General features: G+C 41.8%; 24 protein-coding genes, 2 tRNA genes and 1 other annotated feature. Of the genes, 22 read left to right on the top strand and 4 right to left on the bottom strand.

The window, feature by feature from the left end; translation table 11 throughout:
• The first annotated feature begins 331 nt into the window (after window positions 1-331).
• The 3 genes from BLW33_RS14490 (at window position 332) to BLW33_RS12900 (ending at window position 2,110) form a co-directional block, all read left to right on the top strand.
• Window positions 332-454: a hypothetical protein gene (locus BLW33_RS14490; protein ID WP_278286209.1), complete on the top strand. Its 123-nt coding sequence runs from the start codon at window positions 332-334 to the stop codon at window positions 452-454.
• Window positions 455-640: 186 nt separating this feature from the next.
• Entirely contained in the window at window positions 641-835 is a 195-nt protein-coding gene (locus tag BLW33_RS12905; protein ID WP_090309623.1) for a helix-turn-helix domain-containing protein, read from the top strand.
• Window positions 836-922: 87 nt separating this feature from the next.
• Window positions 923-2,110, top strand: a complete 1,188-nt coding sequence (locus BLW33_RS12900; RefSeq protein ID WP_090309621.1) for a tyrosine-type recombinase/integrase — start codon at window positions 923-925, stop codon at window positions 2,108-2,110.
• Window positions 2,111-2,189: 79 nt separating this feature from the next.
• On the opposite strand, the gene BLW33_RS12895 is transcribed toward BLW33_RS12900, so the two are convergent.
• Together BLW33_RS12895 and BLW33_RS12890 are read right to left on the bottom strand one after the other, a co-directional pair.
• Window positions 2,190-2,265: transfer RNA gene (locus BLW33_RS12895), tRNA-Ala, on the bottom strand.
• Window positions 2,266-2,274: 9 nt separating this feature from the next.
• A tRNA-Ser gene (locus BLW33_RS12890) sits at window positions 2,275-2,363 on the bottom strand.
• Between the two features lie 133 nt (window positions 2,364-2,496).
• Between BLW33_RS12890 and proC the strand changes: the two genes are divergently transcribed.
• The 14 genes from proC to BLW33_RS12820 all read left to right on the top strand — a co-directional run bounded on the left by proC (window position 2,497) and on the right by BLW33_RS12820 (window position 17,855).
• Window positions 2,497-3,309: a pyrroline-5-carboxylate reductase gene (gene proC, locus BLW33_RS12885; protein ID WP_090309619.1), complete on the top strand. Its 813-nt coding sequence runs from the start codon at window positions 2,497-2,499 to the stop codon at window positions 3,307-3,309.
• A gap of 150 nt (window positions 3,310-3,459) precedes the next feature.
• The gene (locus BLW33_RS12880; protein WP_090309617.1) at window positions 3,460-4,911 is read left to right on the top strand and encodes a 4Fe-4S dicluster domain-containing protein; all 1,452 of its coding nucleotides are present in this window, start codon (window positions 3,460-3,462) and stop codon (window positions 4,909-4,911) included.
• 312 nt (window positions 4,912-5,223) lie between these two features.
• A complete protein-coding gene (locus BLW33_RS12875; protein ID WP_090309614.1) occupies window positions 5,224-5,541 on the top strand; it encodes a hypothetical protein in 318 nt (105 codons plus the stop codon).
• 34 nt (window positions 5,542-5,575) lie between these two features.
• Window positions 5,576-6,625, top strand: a complete 1,050-nt coding sequence (locus BLW33_RS12870) for a V-type ATPase subunit (RefSeq protein ID WP_090309611.1) — start codon at window positions 5,576-5,578, stop codon at window positions 6,623-6,625.
• A gap of 18 nt (window positions 6,626-6,643) precedes the next feature.
• Window positions 6,644-8,602, top strand: coding sequence for a V-type ATP synthase subunit I (locus tag BLW33_RS12865; protein ID WP_090309608.1), 1,959 nt, complete (start codon window positions 6,644-6,646; stop codon window positions 8,600-8,602).
• 16 nt (window positions 8,603-8,618) lie between these two features.
• Window positions 8,619-9,050 carry an ATP synthase subunit C gene (locus BLW33_RS12860; RefSeq protein WP_090309605.1) on the top strand — a complete coding sequence of 144 codons (432 nt, stop codon included), beginning with the start codon at window positions 8,619-8,621 and terminating at the stop codon, window positions 9,048-9,050.
• A 4-nt stretch (window positions 9,051-9,054) separates the two neighbouring features.
• The gene (locus BLW33_RS12855; RefSeq protein ID WP_090309603.1) at window positions 9,055-9,357 is read left to right on the top strand and encodes a V-type ATP synthase subunit F; all 303 of its coding nucleotides are present in this window, start codon (window positions 9,055-9,057) and stop codon (window positions 9,355-9,357) included.
• 23 nt (window positions 9,358-9,380) lie between these two features.
• On the top strand, window positions 9,381-10,007 hold the full coding sequence (locus BLW33_RS12850) for a V-type ATP synthase subunit E (RefSeq protein ID WP_090309600.1): 627 nt from the start codon (window positions 9,381-9,383) through the stop codon (window positions 10,005-10,007).
• A complete protein-coding gene (locus BLW33_RS12845; RefSeq protein ID WP_090309597.1) occupies window positions 10,000-11,772 on the top strand; it encodes a V-type ATP synthase subunit A in 1,773 nt (590 codons plus the stop codon). Before BLW33_RS12850 ends, BLW33_RS12845 begins: the two co-directional genes overlap by 8 nt.
• A 14-nt stretch (window positions 11,773-11,786) precedes the next feature.
• Window positions 11,787-13,187: a V-type ATP synthase subunit B gene (locus tag BLW33_RS12840; protein ID WP_090243088.1), complete on the top strand. Its 1,401-nt coding sequence runs from the start codon at window positions 11,787-11,789 to the stop codon at window positions 13,185-13,187.
• A 13-nt stretch (window positions 13,188-13,200) separates the two neighbouring features.
• Window positions 13,201-13,827 (top strand): V-type ATP synthase subunit D, encoded by a 627-nt coding sequence (locus tag BLW33_RS12835; protein ID WP_090309594.1) that lies wholly within the window; start codon window positions 13,201-13,203, stop codon window positions 13,825-13,827.
• A 162-nt stretch (window positions 13,828-13,989) separates the two neighbouring features.
• The gene (locus tag BLW33_RS12830) at window positions 13,990-15,393 is read left to right on the top strand and encodes a G5 domain-containing protein (RefSeq protein ID WP_090309591.1); all 1,404 of its coding nucleotides are present in this window, start codon (window positions 13,990-13,992) and stop codon (window positions 15,391-15,393) included.
• A 200-nt stretch (window positions 15,394-15,593) separates the two neighbouring features.
• Entirely contained in the window at window positions 15,594-16,574 is a 981-nt protein-coding gene (locus tag BLW33_RS12825; protein WP_242911680.1) for a coiled-coil domain-containing protein, read from the top strand.
• Between the two features lie 42 nt (window positions 16,575-16,616).
• The gene (locus tag BLW33_RS12820) at window positions 16,617-17,855 is read left to right on the top strand and encodes a murein hydrolase activator EnvC family protein (RefSeq protein ID WP_090309589.1); all 1,239 of its coding nucleotides are present in this window, start codon (window positions 16,617-16,619) and stop codon (window positions 17,853-17,855) included.
• Window positions 17,856-17,914: 59 nt separating this feature from the next.
• Here BLW33_RS12820 and BLW33_RS12815 read toward each other — a convergent pair whose 3' ends face one another.
• Window positions 17,915-18,226, bottom strand: coding sequence for a hypothetical protein (locus BLW33_RS12815; protein WP_090309586.1), 312 nt, complete (start codon window positions 18,224-18,226; stop codon window positions 17,915-17,917).
• Between the two features lie 65 nt (window positions 18,227-18,291).
• Window positions 18,292-19,194, bottom strand: coding sequence for a DUF445 domain-containing protein (locus BLW33_RS12810; protein ID WP_176966735.1), 903 nt, complete (start codon window positions 19,192-19,194; stop codon window positions 18,292-18,294).
• Window positions 19,195-19,551: 357 nt separating this feature from the next.
• Here BLW33_RS12810 and thrS point away from each other — a divergent pair, with 357 nt between their 5' ends.
• The 5 genes from thrS to BLW33_RS12785 form a co-directional block, all read left to right on the top strand.
• Entirely contained in the window at window positions 19,552-21,465 is a 1,914-nt protein-coding gene (gene thrS / locus BLW33_RS12805; RefSeq protein WP_090309579.1) for a threonine--tRNA ligase, read from the top strand.
• Window positions 21,466-21,503: 38 nt separating this feature from the next.
• Window positions 21,504-21,614: a sequence feature (ribosomal protein L20 leader region), on the top strand.
• The gene (infC, locus tag BLW33_RS12800) at window positions 21,589-22,158 is read left to right on the top strand and encodes a translation initiation factor IF-3 (RefSeq protein WP_090309577.1); all 570 of its coding nucleotides are present in this window, start codon (window positions 21,589-21,591) and stop codon (window positions 22,156-22,158) included. Its footprint overlaps the feature before it by 26 nt.
• A gap of 81 nt (window positions 22,159-22,239) precedes the next feature.
• Window positions 22,240-22,434, top strand: coding sequence for a 50S ribosomal protein L35 (gene rpmI / locus BLW33_RS12795; RefSeq protein WP_090309574.1), 195 nt, complete (start codon window positions 22,240-22,242; stop codon window positions 22,432-22,434).
• A 24-nt stretch (window positions 22,435-22,458) separates the two neighbouring features.
• Window positions 22,459-22,815, top strand: coding sequence for a 50S ribosomal protein L20 (gene rplT / locus BLW33_RS12790; protein ID WP_090243063.1), 357 nt, complete (start codon window positions 22,459-22,461; stop codon window positions 22,813-22,815).
• Window positions 22,816-22,970: 155 nt separating this feature from the next.
• Window positions 22,971-23,248 (top strand): transposase (locus BLW33_RS12785; RefSeq protein ID WP_090309571.1); only part of this gene is annotated, 278 nt, incomplete at its 3' end.

The raw sequence follows: 23,248 nt of genomic DNA, 5'->3' as shown, positions 1-23,248 counted from the left end.
CTCATTTGTTTGCCTTCCCACACCTTACTAACACACCTGCCTATTATTCATTATAAATCCTTCGGATTTTTGTCTTGACAAGCGCACCATTATAGAAAATGGCATCTATATATGAGGATCCCAGTGGCTTGAATAGGTGCAATTCCTGTTATCCTCTTAAATATGATCTTTCATAACAAGATAGAGTCCGTATGGGAAACGCAGTATTAATCGCCCTTGCTTGAGGAGCCGTAAAAGGTGACCGATGGGGGGAGTAGCGACCTTGATAGAGTATGATCATCCATTGATCCAATGAGTACCGAGGGTAAACCGTTGTAGTGATGGGAGCGCAATGACCTTTAATACTGTAGCACTCGATATCCACATTAATGATCCAGTTTTAGGCTGGGGAGAGTCGGGGTACTGGCATCTGACAACGGTGCGGGAGGAAGAACCTTCGGGGGACAATAGCTAGACATAATAATTAGCAGCAACTTGAGTCCATCCATTATGACGTGATAAACTAATCTTCTTATTTCAAATCTAGGTAAAAGCATCTTAATTGGATGTTTTTGCGTGGATTTGAGGGAAGTTCAAATTTGAACTTTATTTTAAAACCATCAACCATTTTAAATTATTGATTTTTGAACTGGGGTGACAAATGGAAAAATTAGATTTAATTAACGTTAATGAAGCATCTCAAATGTTACACGTATGTACAGATTTAGTTTATCGCTTATGCCGCGAAGACAGTTCTTTTCCGGCGGTAAAAATAGGTGCTCGTTGGTTTATTGCCGCCAATCGACTACAAGGCTATATCGATAAACAATTAGAAGATCGAATTAAATCATTCTGATTTTAATTTCATATCTGTGTTAGAATGATTTCTGCAAGATAGGTTGTAACCCTATTTATTTTCGCATATAAATAGGAAGGGAACCAAATGTCATATAATATTAAAAATCGTGTTAAGGATGGGAAAAAGTACTTCTACTATGAATATAAAGATAGTTTTGGAAAAAGGAGGGAAATCAGTTCAAAATCAAAGAAGAAACTAATTGAAAAAATAGACCGGATTGAAGGAATGCGGATTAATAAAGTTGAAATTCCAAAGACTACATTTGGGTTTTATTTTAAACAATGGCTTACAAATGTCCATTATGTCGGAAAAAAACCTCGCACAATTGATTGCTACTATTATAATAGTAAAAACCATATCTTCAATTCGCCATTGGCAGATATTAAAATGTATGATTTGGATGTTCAAGTGGTTCAAGCTTACTATAAATGGCTTTTAAATAAAACCAAATCGGCAAACATTGTAAAAAATATTCATAAGATGATTTCACCATGTATCCGGTATGCTTATGCAACTGGAGCGTTAGAAAGAGATTTTTCCTCTCTCCTGAAACTACCCCGGCTAACCGCCGAAGAAAGGCAGAATCCTAAACGAAAAATTATGCCACTAACTGTTGAAGATCATTTAAAATTAGTCACATACTTTGACAAGGTGGGCGGAATGGAAGAAGCTCTATACCGTACTGCCATTGATACTGGCTTAAGACAGGGAGAATTATTTGCATTATCATGGAGTGATATTGATTTTATCTTACAAAAGATTAGTATTGATAAAGCATATAGTTATGTCATGGATGCCAACAATCCAGATGAAGGGAAAAGGCATTACGTGGGAATGACAGATGATCCAAAAACATATGGGTCTATTCGTATCAATCGAATACCTGAGGTCTTGGTTTGCATTTTAAAACGATATAAAATTACACAAGCAGAAGTCCTAAATCGTATTGGCCTAATTCAAGATGAGGAAACGTTAGTTTTTTGCACGCCTCTGGGAACACATTTAGATCCACAGAATCAGAGAAGAGCTTTCAAGAAGCTTCTAAAAGAGGCCGGGATCAATGAGGATTACCGATTCCATGATTTGAGACACACTTTTGCAACACGCCTTTTTGAGGAGAATGTAGATGTCTTGATAATTTCTAAACTCCTCGGCAATCGTTCGCCACAAATAACCATCAATACTTATGTCCATATTATGCCTCAGCTAAAGGATGCCGCAGCGGAAATAACGAATGCGATGTACGAAAGGTTACTTTTGGAAGGAAAATAACCTCAGATGCGGGAAAATGCGGGAAAAGTAAAAAAATAAGCAGGTCCCAAAGGCTGGAACCCGCTTTGCACGGCGGTTTTGGTGGAGACAAGGGGATTCGAACCCCTGACCTATACGTTGCGAACGTATCGCTCTCCCAACTGAGCTATGCCCCCAATATAAAATGGCGGAGAAGGTGGGATTCGAACCCACGTGCCCCGGAGGACAACCGCATTTCGAGTGCGGCTCGTTATGACCACTTCGATACTTCTCCATAGCGGATATTAATATCCTAATCTTAATACAGAAAAAAGTCAATGCTTTTTTCTGATTTTATCCGTCTTGTTATTCTAACATAAATGGAGTAAAATGAGATGAAAATAATAAAGTAACGAGGAGATACGATGATGAATAATATAATTGGTTTTATTGGTTGTGGAAATATGGCTCAGGCGATGATTACTGGGATTATTCAGGAAGGTTCTTATGGTCCAGAACAAATTTATGTGTCAGATCCGAATTCTAAAGCACTGAGTGAAATGCGAACACGCTGTGGTATTGTGCCGTCCCAGGATAATATCCCTGTTGCCGAGGTTGCCGATATTCTGTTTCTTGCGATTAAGCCACAGTTTTATCCAGAGGTTATTGATCAAATTAAAGATGTTGTCAAGGATGAAACGATTATCGTGAGCATTGGTGCCGGAGAGACAATTGCAACGAATGAATCCCGATTTGGCCACCCCGTAAAGCTCATTCGTGTAATGCCAAACACACCTGCCATGGTCGGGGAAGGGATGGCCGCCCTTTCTCCAAATACCCAGGTAACAAAGGATGAAGTGTTGGAAATTAAGGATATCTTCGAGAGCTTCGGTCAAGCAGAAATTGTTCCGGAAACATTAATGGACGCCGTTACTGCGGTAAGTGGTTCATCACCGGCATACGTTTTTATGTTTATTGAAGCCTTGGCGGATGGTGCCGTAGCCCATGGGATGCCAAGACAGCAGGCGTATAAATTTGCAGCACAGGCAGTCGTAGGATCGGCCAAAATGGTTTTAGAAACCGGCAAGCATCCCGGGGAGCTGAAAGATATGGTATGCTCACCCGCAGGAACTACCATTGATGCGGTGGCGGCATTGGAAGCATCAGGATTTCGCAGTGCCATTATACAGGCTGTTGATGTGTGTGCCCATAAATCCAATGATATGGCTTCAAAAAGATAATATTTTGCCATAAAAATTGGGAAAGTAGAAAACTGCCCTAAATTATCAGATATATATTTGTTAACCCTTTGACAATCTTCCATCTATCAATTAGAGTAAATACGGTTGAAATCTGACTGTGGATTGCTGAGATAGTCATGGAGGAATAATATGGCAGCAGATACTAATATTTTAAAGATTAAACATGATGTTTTATATGAAGTCGCACGACTCGCTTTTGAGGGAACCTTAGATAAGGAACGGGAGCATTTACCTAAAAAAATGATACCTGGACCTATTCCGCATTTCCGGTGCTGCGTTTATAAAGAAAGAGAAATTATCCGTCAACGTATTCGCCTTGCTGAGGGGAAAGCTGTCGGACGGGTTGACGATGGAAATGTCATTCAGGTCATCAGCTCAGCCTGTGAGGATTGCCCTATATCTAGTTACGTGGTGACGGATAATTGCCAGAATTGTTTGGGGAAGGGCTGTATCAATGCCTGTAAATTCGATGCCATTACGGAAGGGGAAACCCGCTCGAAAATTGATCCTGTAAAATGCAAAGAATGTGGTAAGTGTGCAAAGGCCTGTCCATATAATGCTATTGCTTATCTAAAACGCCCCTGTAAATTCAGTTGCCCGGTCAACGCCATTACCTACGATGAATATGGCGTTTCAGTCATTGATGAGGCACGCTGTATCCGGTGCGGTGCCTGTATTCATAGCTGTCCCTTTGGAGCCATTGGGACAAAAACCTTTATGCTGGATGTTATTGAGGCATTAAAATCAGGGAAAAAAATATATGCGATGCTTGCCCCAGCTACAGAGGGACAATTTGGGGCAGACATTACTATGGAAAGTTTTAGAATTGCGGCAAAAGAAGTCGGATTTAGCGATTTGATTGAAGTCGGGTTGGGTGGCGATTTAACAACCGAAAGCGAAGCCCTAGAGTGGTATGAAGCATTCGAAAAGAATGAGAAGAAAACAACCTCTTGTTGCCCAGGATTCGTTAATATGATTTATCGTCATTATCCGGAATTAGCACAGCATGTGTCCACAACGGTCTCACCCATGTGCGCCATATCTCGAATGATCAAGTCCCAGGATCCAGACGCAATGACTGTTTTTATCGGCCCTTGCGTTGCTAAAAAGTCTGAGGTTGTCGATCAAAAAATTGTTGATAATGCAGATTATGTCTTAACCTACAGTGAGATCAGGGCTATTTTCAGAGCAAAGGAAGTGGTATTAAAGCCTGCTGAAAATTCTTATCAGGCCTCAACTGTCTATGGTAAGCGTTATGGGAATGCGGGTGGTGTCTCATCTTCAGTTCTCGCTTATCTTGATGAAATTGGTGCAGAGCACGAATCCTTATCGGTCTGTGCGGCCAACGGAGCGGGGGAATGTAAAAAGGCATTAGCATTACTAAAGGCCGGTCGATTAAAGGATGATTTTATCGAAGGTATGGCATGTGAGGGTGGTTGTGTCGGCGGACCAAGTCGAATGAAGGATCCAATGGCAAGCAAGAAAGATCGAGATTTACTGATAAAAAAAGCGCAAGAAAGACAAATTACAGAGAATCTGAAATCGGTAGATCGTACAAAATTTTCGATGCATCGTGATTAATGCGTTCGAATCGCTTTAATGATGCTTAAAGAATGATTATTTTAATACAAAACGCAACATTTAACAGGAAAAGGTCCCATTGTGCGGACCTTTTCCTGTTTTTATCGCTATGTGAAACAAAATACTGTAAAAATTCTTTAAGAAAAACTTGAAAACAGGAATTTTTTGGTAGAAATTTACGACAATTTCCGTAATTTCTATAAGAATCCCTTTTCACTCATTGGTATCCTGAAAAAGCTTTTGCAAAGATTTTTCAAAGTGCTATAATGTAGACAATATTTCTAAATAGAAAAGGAGGTCCTGCATGTGTCGATGAATAGTGTAATTCGTCAGATTGTTAGTTTGGATAAACGGGCTGTGGAAATTCAGGCAAGCGCGATTGCGCGGGCGGAAAAAATCAGTGTGGATACCCAGGCTGATCTTAAAAAGCGCGAATCTGAAATCCTGTCTAAAGCCAAGGAAGATAGTGCGAGGAATTATCAAATAGAAATTGAAAAAGCCCAAACAGAAAAAGAACTGACCATTCAAGAAATGAAGAATAATCTTGAATCGGCAAGGGCTCAGTACGAGTTGGAGAAAGCGGATTATGCAAGGCAAGTTTTAGAGAGCTTATTGCAGAAGGTTGATTAGATATTTAGTTATCTAGAAAAAGAAGTGGTGATTAATGGCTAACAGTAAACATTCCTGTGTTGATACTAAAGTCATGGCGATGAAGTCCCGGATGCTTACAAAGAGCGATTATCAGGCATTAATTCGGGAGCCGGATGTTGCGGGTGTTTTGTCTTATTTAAAAAACGAGACGTATTATGCTCCTTTTTTAAAGAATGTCGATACGCTGCAGGTCCATCGTCAGGCAGTTGAAATCCCATTGAATCGAATGAAAATCCAGCAAATTGAAAAAATACTTCATTATCTTAGTGGAATGGAAAAAGGGTTTATCAAAACCTTTTTAATTCGTGCAGATATCGAAGCATTGCGGATCTTGATTCGAGGGATGGCCAGGGGAGAAAATCTGGAGAGTTTGGCACCTTTGCTCGTTTATTCAGAGGAGTATACCAATATCGACTTTGAGCATTTATTGAAGGCGAGTGATTGGGAAAGTTTTAAAAAAGTATTGGTACATACAGAATATTTTCGAATCTTAGAAATTTATAAAACAGTTTCAATAGACGAGGATTTATTCCCCATTGAGAAATCATTGGAACGTTACTATTATGACAAATTGAAATGGTATTTGGATCGGTTGGATCAGAGGGAAAATAAGGCGCTCATTACCACAATGAGAAAGGGTATTGATCTGCTCAACCTTATCTGGCTATATCGTGGAAAGAAATTTTATAATTTATCACGGGAAGAATTACTGGCATACAGTCTTCGTGGAGGACTCCGTATTAAAATGGAGGGGATTCAGAAGATGGCTGAGGTAAAGGATATGGATACCCTACTCCAGATGATGGAAAGCTATGATGAATATAAATTCTTGTTTAATCATCGAAAGACCATCGATTTGTATATGGAGCGCCGACGTGAGCGGTTTCTCTATTTTGCCTTTTTAAACCTATTCCATAAAAATGATTCAGGTATTGGAAAGGTGGTTGCGTTTATTCGATTGACAGAATTTGAAATTGAAGATGTCACGTCAATCATTGAAAGCAAGCGTTACCGCATGAGCATCGAAGAAACAGAAAAATTCCTAATTCGTTACTTTGATTAGGTGTGGAAGGAAGTAGTTATGGCGATTGAAAATGTTTTAATGATGAACGTTGTCGGAAAGATTACGGACGTCGATGCCTTTGCCAAAGATATGTTCCTGTATCAGGATATTCAAATTGTTGATACGATGAGTGAGATTGACGCAGGACGTTTTACATTACCAGTTTGTGAGGAGAACCTTGATGAATTGCTCGGTTTTGCCCGACTGAAATCTGGCGAAGATGTTGCGGACGAAAAGCCTTTCGTTGACATGGTTAAGAAACTCAGCACGCTTTATGATGATAAGCTTGAGTTTAATATGGGACAGTTAAAGTCCATGAATTTAAATCTAAGCAGTGTTCTGGAACAGGAAAAGCAGTACGAAGCATTCATTAACACGGAATGTATGGCTCTCGAACCCAATCGAGCTCGGATTGCAGAAATTGAAAAAAGCATCACCGCCTATAGTTATCTCAAAGATTTAGATGTCCCAATGGCTGATTTAGATGGCTTAGAATATTTCTCTTATGTTTTAGGCTCTGTTTCAAAGGATAATGCCGCTCGATTAAAAAGTATTTATAATACCGTTACCTCCATTGTGTTTCATGTGGGAAACAATGATAGTGAAGAAGTTTTCCTGATTATTTCACCCAAGGATTTAGAAGTTGAAACACGTCGGATTCTGAAGGCACTAGGTTTTAAGGCGGTTGAAGGCTTGGATCAAAAATATACCAAGGTTCCAAACGATATTTTAACGGACCTAAGCCTTGAACGCATTAAGCTTGAAAAGCAAATTGAATTATGTGAGTCTAAGATTCAGGATTATTGTCATGATAATCGCCGGGAAGCGGAAAATCTTTTTAATGTTCTGACCCTATATGCTAATATCAATATCATGAAACGGCATATGGCCTTTTCCGAGGATAATTTTTATTTTTCTGGATGGATTCCTAAAAAGGATAAGGCAAAATTAGAGGAAATTGCAAAAAAATATCCTGGCATGATTGTGATGTTTAGTGAAGCGAATAAGTCAAATAAACCGCCTACAAAGATGAAGAATAATTGGGTTTTTAAGCCCTTTGAAGCACTGGTAAAAATGTACGGGGTGCCAGCTTATAATGAGTTAGATCCCACCCCCTTTCTCAGTGTGACGTATTTATTTTGTTTTGGATTTATGTTCGGGGATGTAGGACAGGGCTTGGTTCTGTTGCTGGGCGGCATAATCGCAGGCAAAAAGGGAATGGATTTAGGAAATGTCTTATCCAGAATGGCCATTAGCTCCATTATCTTTGGTTTTATTTATGGCAGTATCTTTGGAAATGAGACGCTTCTGCCAACGCTTTGGGTTCGGCCGTTTTCTTCAATTAATACAATCTTGATTACTGCCGTCATCGTCGGTGTTGCAATGCTCCTTTGCGGATATATCTATTCCATCATCAACAAACTCCGCAGTGGTGACATTAAGGAAGGGTGGTTCGGTCCCAGCGGTGTGGCTGGTCTTGTGTTATACATCACCTTATTGGTATGTGTACTAGGGACTCTCACAATTGGAGCAGGTTCAGTGCTGCCCTTATACGTTGTTGCGGCCGTTCTTGTAGTGCTCGTTCTTTTCCGGGAGCCCATTGCTAATACGATTCGCCATCGGAAGCTTTACGACTCGACTGCGGGTGACTACTATGTTGAAGCAGGCTTTGGATTATTTGAGATGTTGCTTGGGATGCTGAGTAATACCCTAAGCTTTATCCGTGTTGGTGCTTTTGCATTAACCCATGTTGGTTTATTTATGGCTTTTGAAACACTGGCGGAAATGGTTGGAGGCGGATTTGGCGGCATTGTCGTATTAATCCTTGGGAATATTCTTATTATCGTTCTGGAAGGTTTGATTGATTTTATTCAATGCCTGCGTCTCCAGTTTTACGAGTTATTCAGCAAATATTATACTGGCGATGGGGAAGAATTTGTTCCCCTAAACACAGAAATTCAAAATGAAACCATTTAGTTCAAAGGAGTAAAAAATGAATGTTTTAACAATGATTACAGTTTTAGCAGCTTTACTGGTCCTCACTACAATTGCCGGTGGTATTTACTTTATTTATAAAGATACTAGTTCAGATCAGCCGCGTTTGAAAAAGTTTCTCCGTGTCAATCTGTGTGGATTTATTCCAACCATGGCGGCAGCTCTCATTATGTTTGCACCAACAGCGGTTGCAGCTGCAACTGGAGATGCGAGTAATGCGACGGGTTTAGGATACCTGGGAGCAGCATTATCAACAGGACTCGCTTGTGTTGGGGCTGGGTATGCCGTTGGTGTTGTTGGTTCCGCCGCTTTAGGGGCTGTCTCTGAAAATGAAAAAATCCTTGGGAAAACCTTGATTTACGTTGGATTGGCTGAAGGGGTTGCCATCTATGGCTTGATCATCTCTATCATGATTATTGGTAGTCTCTAAAAAAATGAAGTCTTACATTATCAGTGAGAATCGGGATTCTTTTTTAGGGATGAAGTTGGCTGGCATCCAGGGGATATATGTGCGAGATACCGTGGATATTGAGAGAGCATTTAAAGGTGCACTTAAAAATCCTGAAATTGGCATTATCTATCTTACTGAAAAGGCCTATCTTAAAATCGAAGACCTTGTTTTAGAGAGCAAACGAAAAAATTTGTTTCCCCTGATTACTGTCATTCCAGATCGTTATGGATATGAGCGGCAGCAGGGGGTTATAACCCAATATATTAAAGAATCCGTTGGGTTATAATATAGCCAAAGGAAGTGGAACCTATGATATCAGTTGAACAGAAACTCAGCGTTTTTACCCAATATCTTTTAAAAAAGCAACGGGAAACGGGGAAGGAAATCATTGATGCGGCAAAGGAGAAAAAAGCTGCAGCAATTGAGGCTGCTGAGGAAAGATTAAAAAATGAAAAACGGAATATCGAGGAGCGAAATTACCATGTTATTTTTCGAGACAAAAACAAAATTATCGCTCAGGGAAAAAACGTGTCTAAAAATAACTTACTCGAACAGCGGAGCATCATTTTAGAGGATTTTAAACAAACTATTTGGAATGAAGCCCGGGATTATATCGGTACTCCGATTTACAATGCTTATCTGGAAAAATGTCTAAAAAAAGTCCCAGGTATCTTTGGTAATCGTAAAGAGCTCATCCTTTTTTGTATCCCTGAGGATCGAAAAATTGTTCAGGTCTTGGCGACGCAATGCTTACCAGACTATAATTTATCTTTTGAAGATACACCGAAATCAGTCATTGGTGGAATCATCGTTCGGGATGTGGATAATCGTATTAATTGTGATTTTTCAATGGCAAATTTAGTCCGTGATAACAACAAATATGTCGGAATGAAGCTAAGTGAAATCATGGATAAACAGGTGATGAATAATGAGTGAAATCAAAGGAATTATCCAGGGGGTAAATGGGCCTGTTGTCACAGGCTATAATATGACCAGCTTCTCCATGCGTGAAATGGTCATGGTTGGCGATAAAAAGTTAATCGGTGAAGTAATCGTATTAGATGGTGATATCGGAACCATCCAGGTATACGAGGAAACGGAAGGGCTCATGCCCGGGGAAGAAATCCATCCTACAGGGTTGCCCCTTAGCGTTAAGCTCGGCCCTGGGATGTTAAAAAACATGTTCGATGGTATTCAGCGCCCGCTGGAAAAAATACAGGAGTTATCCCCTGTATTTATTCCAGATGGCATTGGCTTGATGTCCATTGATGAAGACAAGCTCTGGGATGTGACCCTCAACGTCAAGCTGGGAGATCAGGTGGAGCCGGGTCAAATTTTTGCCACCATCCAGGAAACCCTGATGATTGAGCATCGCTTGATGATCCCTCCAAACCTTTCGGGTGAAGTGGTGGATATGGTAGTGGATGGCAGTTATAATATAGAAACGCCGATCTGTAGTATAAAGGATGCAGAAGGTGAAAAGCACCCCTTAAAGATGTATCAGGAATGGCCTATTCGTAAGCCTCGTCCATCTGCCTTCCGACGGGAACCAGAAAAACCCCTGATTACCGGGCAACGTATCATCGATTTCTTTTTCCCCATCGCAAAGGGTGGTACTGCAGCAATCCCGGGAGGCTTTGGTACCGGAAAGACCATGACCCAGCATCAATTGGCAAAATGGTCCGATGCAGATATTATCATTTATATCGGTTGTGGGGAACGTGGGAACGAAATGACCGAGGTTATTGAAGATTTCCCTGGACTCATTGACCCTAAATCAGGCCAATCCATTATGGAGCGGACCGTTATGATCGCCAATACATCGAACATGCCGGTTGCCGCCCGTGAAGCCAGTATTTACACTGGGATTACCATGGCAGAGTATTTTAGAGACATGGGGTACGATGTCGCCATGATGGCCGACTCAACATCCCGTTGGGCCGAGGCCCTTCGAGAAATATCTGGCCGCTTGGAAGAAATGCCGGCAGAGGAGGGATATCCTGCCTATTTGAGCTCTCGTATCGCAGAATTCTACGAACGGGCAGGCTCCGTTGATACCATTGGAGGCCGATTGGGCTCTATCAGTATCGTTGGGGCTGTTTCACCAGCCGGTGGGGACTTCTCAGAACCCGTTACAGAAAACACAAAGCGTTTTGTGAATACTTTTTTAGCCTTGGATAAAAATTTAGCTTACGCCAGACATTATCCAGCTATCAACTGGATGGAAAGCTATTCTGGTTATGTCAAGCTTTTAACGGACTGGTACGAAGATCATGTGGCGGAAGATGCTATCCTCCTGCGGAATAAAATGCTGGATATTCTTTTCCAGGAAAACAAGCTTCAGGAAATGGTTATGCTTGTCGGAGAAGATGCCCTCCCCGATGATCAGCGTTGGATTCTTCAGATTTCCCGATTGCTTCGATTGGGATTCCTCCAGCAAAATGCCTTTGATGATACAGATACCTATGTTCCTTTGGAAAAACAGTATCAAATGCTTAAAATTATCGACTATCTGTATGAAAAAGGATTAGTCGGTTTAAAAGAGGGAATTCCGACCTCTGTGTTATATAATGAGGATATATTTGATCGGATTGTTAAAATGAAATACAATATACCCAATGAGGATTTATCCGGCATTGAGGATATTCGTCAGCACATCGATACATTTTATGATGAGCTATTCAAAAAATATGAAGCGTAAAGGAGGCTGTTAATATGAGAAGAGAATATTTAGTCATTGATAACATTAACGGCCCACTCATTGAAGTATCAGAAGTAACCGATGTTTTTTACGGTGAGGTTGTGAATATCCAGGATCGATCCACCGGGGAGATGAAAAAGGGAAAGGTCATTAAAATCGATGGCCAGACGGCAACCATTCAGGTTTTCCAGTCGACCTCAGGCCTGGCTGCTGAAAATGCCATTACCCGTTTTACCGGTGAATCCTTCAACATTCCCCTTTCCATTGATTTATTAGGGCGTGTCTTTAATGGGATTGGGGAACCCATTGACCATGGGGCTGATATTTTTTCGGACGAAGAGGCCAATATTAATGGGGCTCCCATTAACCCCATGAGTCGGAAATACCCTCGTAATTTTATTCAAACCGGGATTAGCTCCATCGATATTTTGATGACCTTGATCCGTGGTCAGAAGCTTCCGATTTTCTCAGGGAATGGCTTAAGCCACAATGAATTAGCGGCTCAAATCGTTCGGCAAGCTAAAATTTCAGATGATTACAAAGAAGAATTTGCGGTTATTTTTGCGGCCATTGGGGTGAAACATGATGATGAAAAATTCTTCCGGAAAACCTTTGAAGAAGCTAATGTCATGGATCGTGTTGTCATGTTTGTTAATTATGCGGATGACCCTGTGGCTGAGCGTATCACAGCGCCACGATGTGCTTTAACAGTAGCAGAATATCTGGCCTTCCAAAAGGATATGCAGATTTTGGTGGTTATGAGTGATATCACGGCATATTGTGAAGCATTGCGTGAGATTTCGTCGGCTCGGGAAGAAGTGCCAAGCCGTAAAGGGTACCCTGGGTATATGTATTCTGACTTAGCCAGCCTATATGAACGTGCCGGAATGCTTAAAAGCAGCAGTGGGAGTATTACCTTCCTGCCGATTCTGACCATGCCCAATGACGATATCACCCATCCTATTCCTGACCTTACGGGCTTTATTACAGAAGGACAGATTGTTTTAAGCCGTGATTTGTTCCAGCGTAGCATTTATCCACCCATTGATATTTTACCATCCTTGTCCCGTTTGATGAAGGATGGTATTGGTGAGGGCTATACTCGTGAGGATCACCAGGATTTGGCTAACCAATTATTTGCAGCCTACTCCCGAGTACAAGAAGTTCGGGACTTATCCCAAATCATGGGTGAAGATGATTTAAGTGCCACAGACAAGACATATATGGAGTTTGGCCGTGCTTTTGAAGCGGAATTCTTAACCCAGGGATTTGACGAAAACCGGACCATTTATGAAAGTTTGGATCTGGGATGGAAGCTATTGACCATTCTACCAGAAACAGAACTCAACCGCCTTAGTCCAAAACTGATTGAAAAATATCTGCCTAAGAAAAAGTATTCTTTAGAAGCGAAATAGGGAGGCGATTCCTATGGCTTTAAAAATAACACCCACAAAAGCCAACTTGATCAAGAGCAAGGCACGTCTTTCTTTTTCAACCAAAGGATATAATCTTTTAGATAAAAAAAGAACTGTCTTGATTCAAGAGATTATGAAGTTGGTACAGCAGTCTGAAGAAATTGAAACTCAAATAGGGGAGACGTTTAAAGAGGCTTATATTGCGCTACAGCAGGTGACCATAAGCATGGGATTGAATCACCTTGATGAGTTCGCCTTATCCATTCCTCCTGAAACCCCCTTTGATACACGGACCCGTAGTGTTATGGGAGTCGATATTCCGGAATTGGTTATTCCAGAGTCCGCTAAAGAAGCGCTCAACCTGCCCTATGGATTTTATGAAAATAATCCAGCGTTAGATGTTGCAATAGCCAAGTTTAATGAGGTGAAAGAGCTTTCTTATCGGTTGGCAGAAATTGAAGGAACAGCCTTTAAACTCAGTGTGGAAATCAAAAAAACACAAAAAAGTGCCAATGCACTGGATAAAATTCAGATCCCAAAGCTTAAAACGACGATTAAATATATTGAAGAGAGCATCGAAGAAAAGGACCGAGAAGAAAACTTTAGAATTAAAAAGGTAAAGAAACATAATCAAAAGTAACGTTACGCACTAAAAACGCTGGTAAAACAGCGTTTTTTTTATAGGATTATTTCCAATGTTATTTCCCAAAAGACCTTCTTGCTGAAATGATACAATCCTGTTACCATTTAGACATCTCAAGTTAACTGTTCGTATACACGGACGATTAAGAAAGGAAGACTCATGGAATTTATCGCAAAGAACAAAAAGAAGATCATCGCATTTATAGTCATCGCGATTCTGGCTGTACTCACCGGAATGACCTGCTTTGCTAACATGAACAAACGTGTGGATATCAGCTATGACACGAATTCTGGAGCCAATGGAAGCGTTCAAACTAAGTCTGTTACAGGGAAGACCCAATTGACGGTGCGTGACCTTCTGACGGAAGAAGGATATACTGTTGATGAAAATCAGTATAGCTATAGCGTTGATTTAGATGCAAAGGTACGGAATGTATCAGAGGTCAACATCAAGCAGAAGGTTAGCGGGAGTATTGAAGTGGATGGGCAAAAAATTGTCTTTACCTCATCTTCGGGAACAGTGGGGGATGTCTTAAACGAGAATAACATCGCCCTTGGTACAGCGGATTTGGTAACCCCCGCTACAGCTGCTGCATTAACCACCGATGTTTCAAACATCAAAGTTACACGCGTGACGACGAAGGATGAAACCCGAACTGAAAGTATTGCTTTTGCGACCCAAGAGGTCCAAAATGCTGACTTGGCAAAGGGGAGTAGTGAAGTAACGACCTTGGGAGAAAATGGTGTGAGCACCATTACAGATCGGGTAACTTATAAAGATGGCAATGAAATGGAACGGGTGAATATCTCAAGCGAGGTCACAAAGGAACCTATAAACCAAGTCGTACAAATTGGTACTAAGGTAACAACAACCAGTGAAGATGTCATCACGGAAACAAGTCTTCCATTCAGTACGGAAACAAAAGAAAATGCCGATTTAGATGAAGGGGTTAATAATATCCTCACTAAGGGTGTCAATGGTTCCCATAAATTGGTTGTCCGTGTCACCTATGAGGATGGTGTTGAAGTTTCTCGGGAAACGATTTCTGATGAAACAACAAATCCCGTCAACGAAGTGATTGAAGTCGGAACTAAAAAGGCAGTTGTTGAGGAAAGTAAACCGAGCGAGCCAGAACCAACCCCAACCCCTGATACGGAGACGCCAACAGAAACGCCAGAGGATAACACTGGCGATAGCGGAAATAGCGGTGGTAATGCCACTGAATCCATTAATCCCTCTGATTTTGATTTGATTTGTGCCATAGTTGCCCACGAAGGTGGCACTTCCTATGAAGGTGCTATGGGTGTGATCAGCTGTGTAATGAATCGCGTCGACTCTGGTGCCTGGGGTGGGAGTGATGCCGTAAGCGTACTCACCGCACCAGGACAATTTGCTTCATATCTTGATGGGTATTACAGACAATATTTAGGGGCGGATATTCCCGAGGTAAGACAGGCCGTTAAGGACTGTATGGAAAACGGAGTCCGCAGTCACTCTTACACAAGCTTTAGAAGCTATCAAACCAGTGGCTCTGTTAATATTTGTGGAAACTGGTATTTCTAAAAAAGTAAAATAACATAGTGGAGGGAAGAAGATGTTACATATGATTTCATCACTAATTGCCGCCATGGTAATTTTTCGCTGGAGGCCACACAGCAGTTTAGAAAAACAATAAAGAATCAAGGGCCGTTGTCTATGAACAACGACCCTTAATGGGTTTTTTGAAAGGGTTGCCTATGAAAAGAAAATCACAATTTATAATCATGATGATACTCTGTTTCTTAGCAGTATGCCATCCTGTGTGTGCAGAAGGGGAGATAACCACACAGTTAGACATGGGTCAGAGTACCATCGACGGTATCGTTGCTGAGTTAAAAAAGGCCGATACTTCCATCGCCACACTTCAGGGACAGCAAGAAGCTCTCAATTCACAGGTTATCACACTGACCGATGAAATCAGTACCACGCAATCAGAGATTGATACGATGAACGCCATTATGGATCAATCCAGGGCAGAGTTGGAAGAACGGATGCGTGTCATGTATATGTTTGGTGGCGATAGTTATTTGGAAGTGCTTTTCACATCTGAAGATTTAACGGACTTCTTTACCCGGGCAGATATGGTTGCCTCTATTTTAAAGGCAGATCGCCAGGTTATGGACAATTTAAAGGCCCTTCGTGCCCAAATAGAGGAAAAAACGCAGCTTCTCAATACAAAGCATGCCATGTTGATTATGGCATCTCAGTCACAGCAAAGCAATCAAGCAATACTTGACAATCTGTCACTGCAAAAGGAGCAGCTTTTAGCGTCCAATACAGAAGCACAGGCAACCTATGAGAATAGTAAAAATGTGACTTCAGCCGCAGGTGGTAGCTCATCAGTTACAGCTGGAAATGGTACTCAGAGTGCAAGTGCATCGGATTTTGATACAATCTGTGCCATTGTTGCCCATGAAGGCGGTACCTCCTATGAGGGATCCTTGGCGGTTATCAGCTGTGTAATGAACCGGGTGGATTCCGGGGCCTGGGGTGGTTCAACGGCTTTAGGCGTTTTAACGGCACCAGGACAGTTTGCTTCTTACTTGGATGGTTATTACACACAATATCTCGGAGCAGAAATCCCTGAAGTAAGACAGGCCGTACGGGATTGTATGGAAGGTGGTGTCAGAAGCCATCCATATATGAGTTTCAGAAGCTATCAAACCAGTGGCTCTGTTAATATCGGTGGAAATTGGTATTTTTAGGAAAGAATGAATGATTGATAATAGCATAATAAAAAAAGGTGTATGATGAAAAAATTTAGTCTCTTAGTCATGCTGATTCTTTCTTTTTCTATTCTGGCGCCAGGAGTCCTTGCAGCTTCACAGGCAGAGTTAGAACAACAAAAGAAAGAGGCCCAGAATAAGGCCGCCGCAGCTCAATATCAAATTGATATGACCCAAACCACAATAGAGGGAATCAACTCTGAATTAGAAAAATCAAATTCTGCCATTTCAAGTTTACAGACCCAAATGGACACACTCAACGGCCAAATTGATACCCTCAACCAAAGCATGCAGTCGACGCAGGGTGAATTAGATACTTTGAATGTAACCTTAGGACAACAGCAGCTTGGACTAGAGGAGCGCCTGCGGGTCATGTATATGTATGGTAATGAATCTTACCTGGAAATTCTTTTTTCCTCAACGGGGATGACGGATTTCCTGACAAAGATTGATATGATTGCCTCAATCATGACGGCAGACCAAAAATCGGTGAATCAAGTCAAAAATACATTATCTACCATAGACACAAAAAATAAAGAGTTGGTATCCCAGCGTGCCGCTGTGGAATTAGCCAAAAGTGAACAGCAGGCGCTTTTAGTCGGACAGGAAAATATCAAGGCTCAACAACAAACATTGTTGGCTCAAAATGGAGGCGTTTTGGAATCCGCCAGGGAAGAGCTGGCCACAAGAAACGCTGAAATTGCAGCAGCAGAGGCAGAGTTGTCCGCTATTGTACGGGATACAGCGGGTTCGGTCGATACATCACCTGGCCCATCAGAAGGAGGAAGTGATGGCGGCTCTTCCGGCGGTGGCAGTACCTCTGGAGATACTGGCGGAACCGGAGGCAGTGGTTCCGGCGGTGGCGCCGCGACGACGGGGTATCGATGGCCATCGGATTATTATACCATCACAGATTACTTTGGTCCCCGGGAATCCCCTGGAGAAGGGGCGAGTACCGATCATATGGGAATCGATATTGGCGCCGCTTTTGGTTCGCCTATTTACGCGGCGGCAAGTGGTCGTGTGATTTCAGCACGGTATAGCAAGGGATATGGTAATTATGTTATGATCGCTCATAATGATGGATATACCACGCTGTATGCCCATCAAAATGAACTTGCAGTATCTGCAGGGGAGTATGTTACCCAGGGACAAGTCATTGGTTATGTGGGAAATACAGGGGCTTCTTTTGGTGCCCATCTTCATTTAAGTTTTATGAATTCAAATGGGGATTTTGTGAATCCATTGAATTTCTTATAAAAAATGAAAAACCTCAATCATCCCAGAATGTTTGGGAAAGGATGATTGAGGTTTTGTCTTTAATCGTTTTTTAATTTCTTGCGAACCTTGAAATAAATCACAGCGGCAATAATGAGAAGAATGATGAGCAAGGGGAGGAACCAAGCTAAAAAGAGGGAAATCTGGTAGCTCATACGGTACATTTGGATGCCATACTTGACCCCAAAATAGAAGCCAAATCCAAAGAGTGCAACAGCAAAGATCAACCCTGCGATGATTTTTGCCTTCCACGCACCTTTATTCTTTTCTGGGTCAGTGTATTTCTGTGGTGTCTTTTGAGCATTCTCTGCCTCAGTCTCACGAATCATTTCATCAAACTTTTGTTCTTCCATGTAAATCTCCTTTCCAAAGCTTTCCTTTATTATAACGTAATTTCAATGGTTTGGAAACATTGCCTTTAAAAGAAATTCATAATGAATCCCATAATCAAGCCTAAAAGCCCTCCGAGCCACACAATGGCATTGAGCTCTTTTTTCATAATCCCCAAAAGAATATGTTCCAGTTCTAAAACATCAAAGCCATTAATACGATCTTCTACTAATTTAGAGAGATCCACAGCTTGCAGAATCTTCGCTAAAGAATTTTGAACGATGGTATGATAAAGGCCAAGTATCCTTTTTTTAATGATTGGAATTTTATGCCCATAGTCCTCATAGAGATCCACTAAGCGAACGTGGAGCAGTCCGTCACTCTCACGGACGACCGCTTCCGAAATTAAATCCTTCCCTTGATCAAAAACCATGTCATCGACCATGACCCGGATTTTTTCTTTCATTCCAATAACTGCGTCTTCACTGATGAGAAATGAAAAGGTGCTGTACAGGGGGTTTTTTTGGACTTCAGCGATAGCGGCCTCGGCAACAGAAGCGCCTAGATCCAAAGAGCAGGCTTTTTTATAAATAAGTTCAATCAAACCCGTTTGTGCCTTTTCAATATAAGCATCTGTTCGATCAGTATCAAAGGCCTTACATAATACGTCCTGGACAGTGAGCGTACTCTCCTTATAATCATCAACGAGATGATCTAAAAATCCGGAAATTTTATTATCCATTTCCACAGACAGCAGATTTTCAGACAGGACACTTTCATTAATTAAAATCTCACCCACAACATCCCCGCAGGATTTTGCAATACGGGCCTTTTCCTTAGGGATGATCCCTGGTGTAAAAGGTAAGGTGTGATTAAAAAATTTAATCGGATGTAAGGGCCTAAAAAGCATGCGGATGGCAATGCCGTTGGTAATGAGCCCAATGATACCACCAATCAACGGTCCAATAATATACGAAAAATCAACGTTCAATAAATCGACTCCTCTCAAAAAAATCTTTATTTCATATTCTATGCCTTTTTCTTTCAAAAAACAATTGATTAATTGCATCATTTTGTCTATAATGATTTAAAATGATGATTGGGACGTTCATGAGTATCTTTTTTACAGAGACCGAATACATCTGCTGGAAGTATTGGGAGAAGGACTAATGATGACCAGCCCAGGAGTTGGCCAGGGGAAATACTGGCCCGGAGGATCTCCGTTACCCCGGGAATGAAGTGGGCAGAAATGCCAAAAAGGGTGGAACCACGTTAATTGCGTCCCTTTGTGATTATGACGTCACAAAGGGATTTTTTTGTATTATAATAAAAAGGAGAAAGTAGCACAATGAATATTACTTTAAAAGATGGAAGTATTCGTGAATATGCTTCTGGTACAACGGTGTACGATATTGCCAAGGATATCAGTCCAGGATTAGCAAGGAATCTTATGGCTGGTGAGGTCGACGGCAAGGTCATTGATTTGCGTCGGCCCATTACAGAAGATTGTCAACTGAATTTATTAACCTTTGAAGATGCTGGCGGAAAGCATGCCTTTTGGCATTCCGCGTCCCATTTAATGGCTCAGGCCATCAAACGGATTTGGCCCGATGCCCAACTAACCATCGGACCCGCCATTGATAATGGCTTTTACTACGATATTGATATGGAACACGTCCTTACCCCCGAGGATTTCAAAACCATTGAGTCTGAAATGAAGAAAATTGTTAAGGAAGCCCCGGATATCAACTATTATGAAATGTCCCGAAAGGAAGCCTTGGAATGGGCGGAAAAGGAAGGGGAAACCTACAAAACGGAATTAATTAACAATTTGCCCGAGGATGCTGTTATTTCATTCTATGGGCAAGGAGAGTGGGCAGATCTCTGTGCCGGGCCCCATCTTTTAAATGCTTCTCAGATTAAGGCATTTAAAATCCTCAGTTTAGCAGGGGCCTATTGGCATGGCGATTCCAACAATAAGATGCTTCAACGGATTTATGGGGTTGCTTTCCCTAAAAAATCAATGCTTGATGAGCATTTAGAACGTCTTGAAGAAGCAAAAAAACGGGATCATCGGAAGCTTGGTAAGGAATTGGGACTTTTCTCCCTTCACGAAGAAGGCCCGGGTTTCCCCTTTTTCCACCCCAAAGGAATGGTGGTACGAAACGAGCTGGAAAACTACTGGCGCCAGGAACACCGGCGCCGGGGCTATGTTGAAATAAAGACACCTATTATGCTCAATGCAGATTTATGGAAGCGCTCCGGCCATTGGGACCACTATAAAGAAAATATGTACTTTACTGAAATTGATGGCCAGGAGTTTGCCATTAAGCCCATGAACTGTCCTGGTGGGATGCTGGTTTATAATAGCACACAGCATAGCTACCGGGAATTGCCCATCCGGGCCGGGGAATTAGGCCAGGTCCACCGCCATGAACTCAGCGGCGCCCTCCATGGACTGATGCGTGTCCGAACCTTTACCCAAGACGATGCCCATATCTTTATGATGCAGTCCCAAATCAAAGAAGAAGTGACATCTGTCATTGAATTAGCCGATGATGTCTATAATATCTTTGGCTTTAAATACAAGGTCGAGCTATCCACGCGTCCAGAAGATTCCATGGGGAATGATGAAGATTGGGAAACCGCCACGGAAGCCCTCCGGGAGGCATTGGAAGCCAAAGGGATAAACTATGTGATTAATCCAGGTGACGGCGCTTTCTACGGTCCTAAAATTGATTTCCATCTGGAAGACAGTATTGGGCGAACCTGGCAGTGTGGGACCATTCAATTGGATTTCCAAATGCCAGAACGCTTTGATTTAACCTATGTCGGAAGTGATGGGGAAAAGCATCGCCCGGTCATTATTCACCGAACCATCTTTGGTAGCATCGAGCGTTTCTTCGGTATTCTGATTGAACATTTTGCTGGGAAATTCCCGTTGTGGCTAGCACCTGTTCAAGTTGAACTGATCCCTGTATCGGATAAGCACGATGCCTTTGCACGGAAAATCGCTGCAGAGCTCCAGGAAAATGATATTCGGGTCGATATCGATTTCCGTGACGAAAAAATTGGCTACCGTATCCGGGAAGCCCAGATGCAAAAAGTACCCTATATGCTGGTGATTGGCGACAAGGAAATGGAAGGTGAACTTCTGACCATTCGAAATCGGGATACGGGAGAGCAGGAACAGTTAACATTAGAAGCTTTCAAGGCAAAGCTTAAAGAAGGAATTGGGTCCAAGGGATTAACCTTAAAATAATCCTTGACAAGTCGGACATGAACAGGTAAACTAATTGAGTAACGAAGTAGAAGTGTCCACTTCTCACCTAATGCCACAGGCATTGAGGTTATATCATTTAATGATTGAATGAGCAGGTGGACTATGTCCATCTGCTTTTATATTTTACCCAATGGGAGGTGTATTACAATAGCTAAAGACATTCAACACGAAATCAACGAACGCATCCGTGACCGGGAAATCCGGGTCATCGATTCCGATGGGAATATGCTCGGGGTCATGTCGTCAAAAGAAGCCCAGCGTATCGCTGATGAAAAGAATCTTGATCTCGTCAAAGTGTCACCCAATGCCAAGCCACCAGTCTGTAAGATTTTGGACTATGGTAAATTCCGCTACGAAGAGATGCGACGTCTCAAAGAAGCAAAGAAAAATCAGAAAGCAGTGGTCATTAAAGAAATCCGTATGTCTGTCCGTGTTGAGGAGCATGACATTCAGGTTAAGGCAAAGAATGCCATTAAATTCCTGGAACAGGGGAATCGGGTTAAATTAACCATTCGATTCAGAGGGCGTGAAATGGCCTATACTGAACAGGGAAAAGGCGTGCTGCTGGAATTTGCGAAACGGTTAGATGAGTATGGTACCGTTGAAAAGAATCCTAAGCTGGAAGGCCGGAATATGTCGATCTTTTTATCTCCGAAGAAGAAAGATAAGTAAGCGTTATATCGTATATTCTTGAATATACTTTATTATAAAAACTAAAACTCAAAAATAAAAGTGCAGAGAGGAGGAAGAATCATGCCAAAGATGAAATCACACCGTGGTTCTGCAAAACGTTTTAAAGTAAAGAAGTCGGGTGTTGTCAAACGCAAACAGGCATTTAAGAGCCACATCCTGAATAAAAAGAGCCCTAAGCGAAAAAGGGATTTAAGAAAAGCAAGCTACTTAGTACCTAGCAATGCTAAAGTTGTTAAGAAAATGTTATTGAAATAATAGCGAGCAAGGAGGAACATTTTAATGGCAAGAATTAAAAAAGGCGTTAATGCCAAAAAGAAACATAAAAAGATACTGAAACTTGCAAAAGGCTATTATGGTGCCAAAAGCAAGCTCTACCGTCCCGCGAACGAAGCCGTCATGCGTGCGCTGCGTTCATCCTACAGAGGACGTAAGGAAAAGAAACGGAATTACAGACGTTTATGGATTACCCGTATCAATGCGGCTGCTAGAATGCAGGGTATGAGCTACAGCAAGTTCATGTTTGGCTTAAAGCAGGCAAATGTTGATATCGACCGTAAAATCCTGGCTGATTTGGCGATGAATGATATGGATGCTTTTGTCCAATTAGCAGAAGTCTCCAAAGCCCATCAGGCTTAGTTCTGTTTTAGCAGATGAATAATAACCAAACCATCCTTTCCCAACGGGTAGGATGGTTTTTTCGGTCCTGAACACGAATTGATATTGTATAGTTTTAGTTGACAACTGATTCACAAGGATTTAAGCTAATCAAAGAGTCAGGAGGAGACGAAAAAATGGCAAAGAATAGACAATATGATCCAGAATATAAGATACAGGCCGTGAAGCTGGGAAAAGAAATTGGTCAGTCTAAGGCAGCTAAGGAACTCGGCATTCCCAAGAATACATTGTATTCTTGGATGAGATCCTGCCGACTCGGTAAGTTAGACCTGGGGCCAGGTTCACAGACGCCAACAAGCGCCATGTCACTGACCGAGGAGCTTATCACCTTACGCCAGCACGTTAAGGCACAGAACAAAGAGATTCGACGTCTTAAGGAAGAGAATGAGTTTTT

Origin of the sequence: Eubacterium aggregans (assembly GCF_900107815.1) — a bacterium.
In the GTDB taxonomy this organism is placed as follows: domain Bacteria; phylum Bacillota; class Clostridia; order Eubacteriales; family Eubacteriaceae; genus Eubacterium_O; species Eubacterium_O aggregans.
Note: the sequence above shows the minus strand (reverse complement) of the source record. Positions and strands in the feature narration are given on the sequence as shown.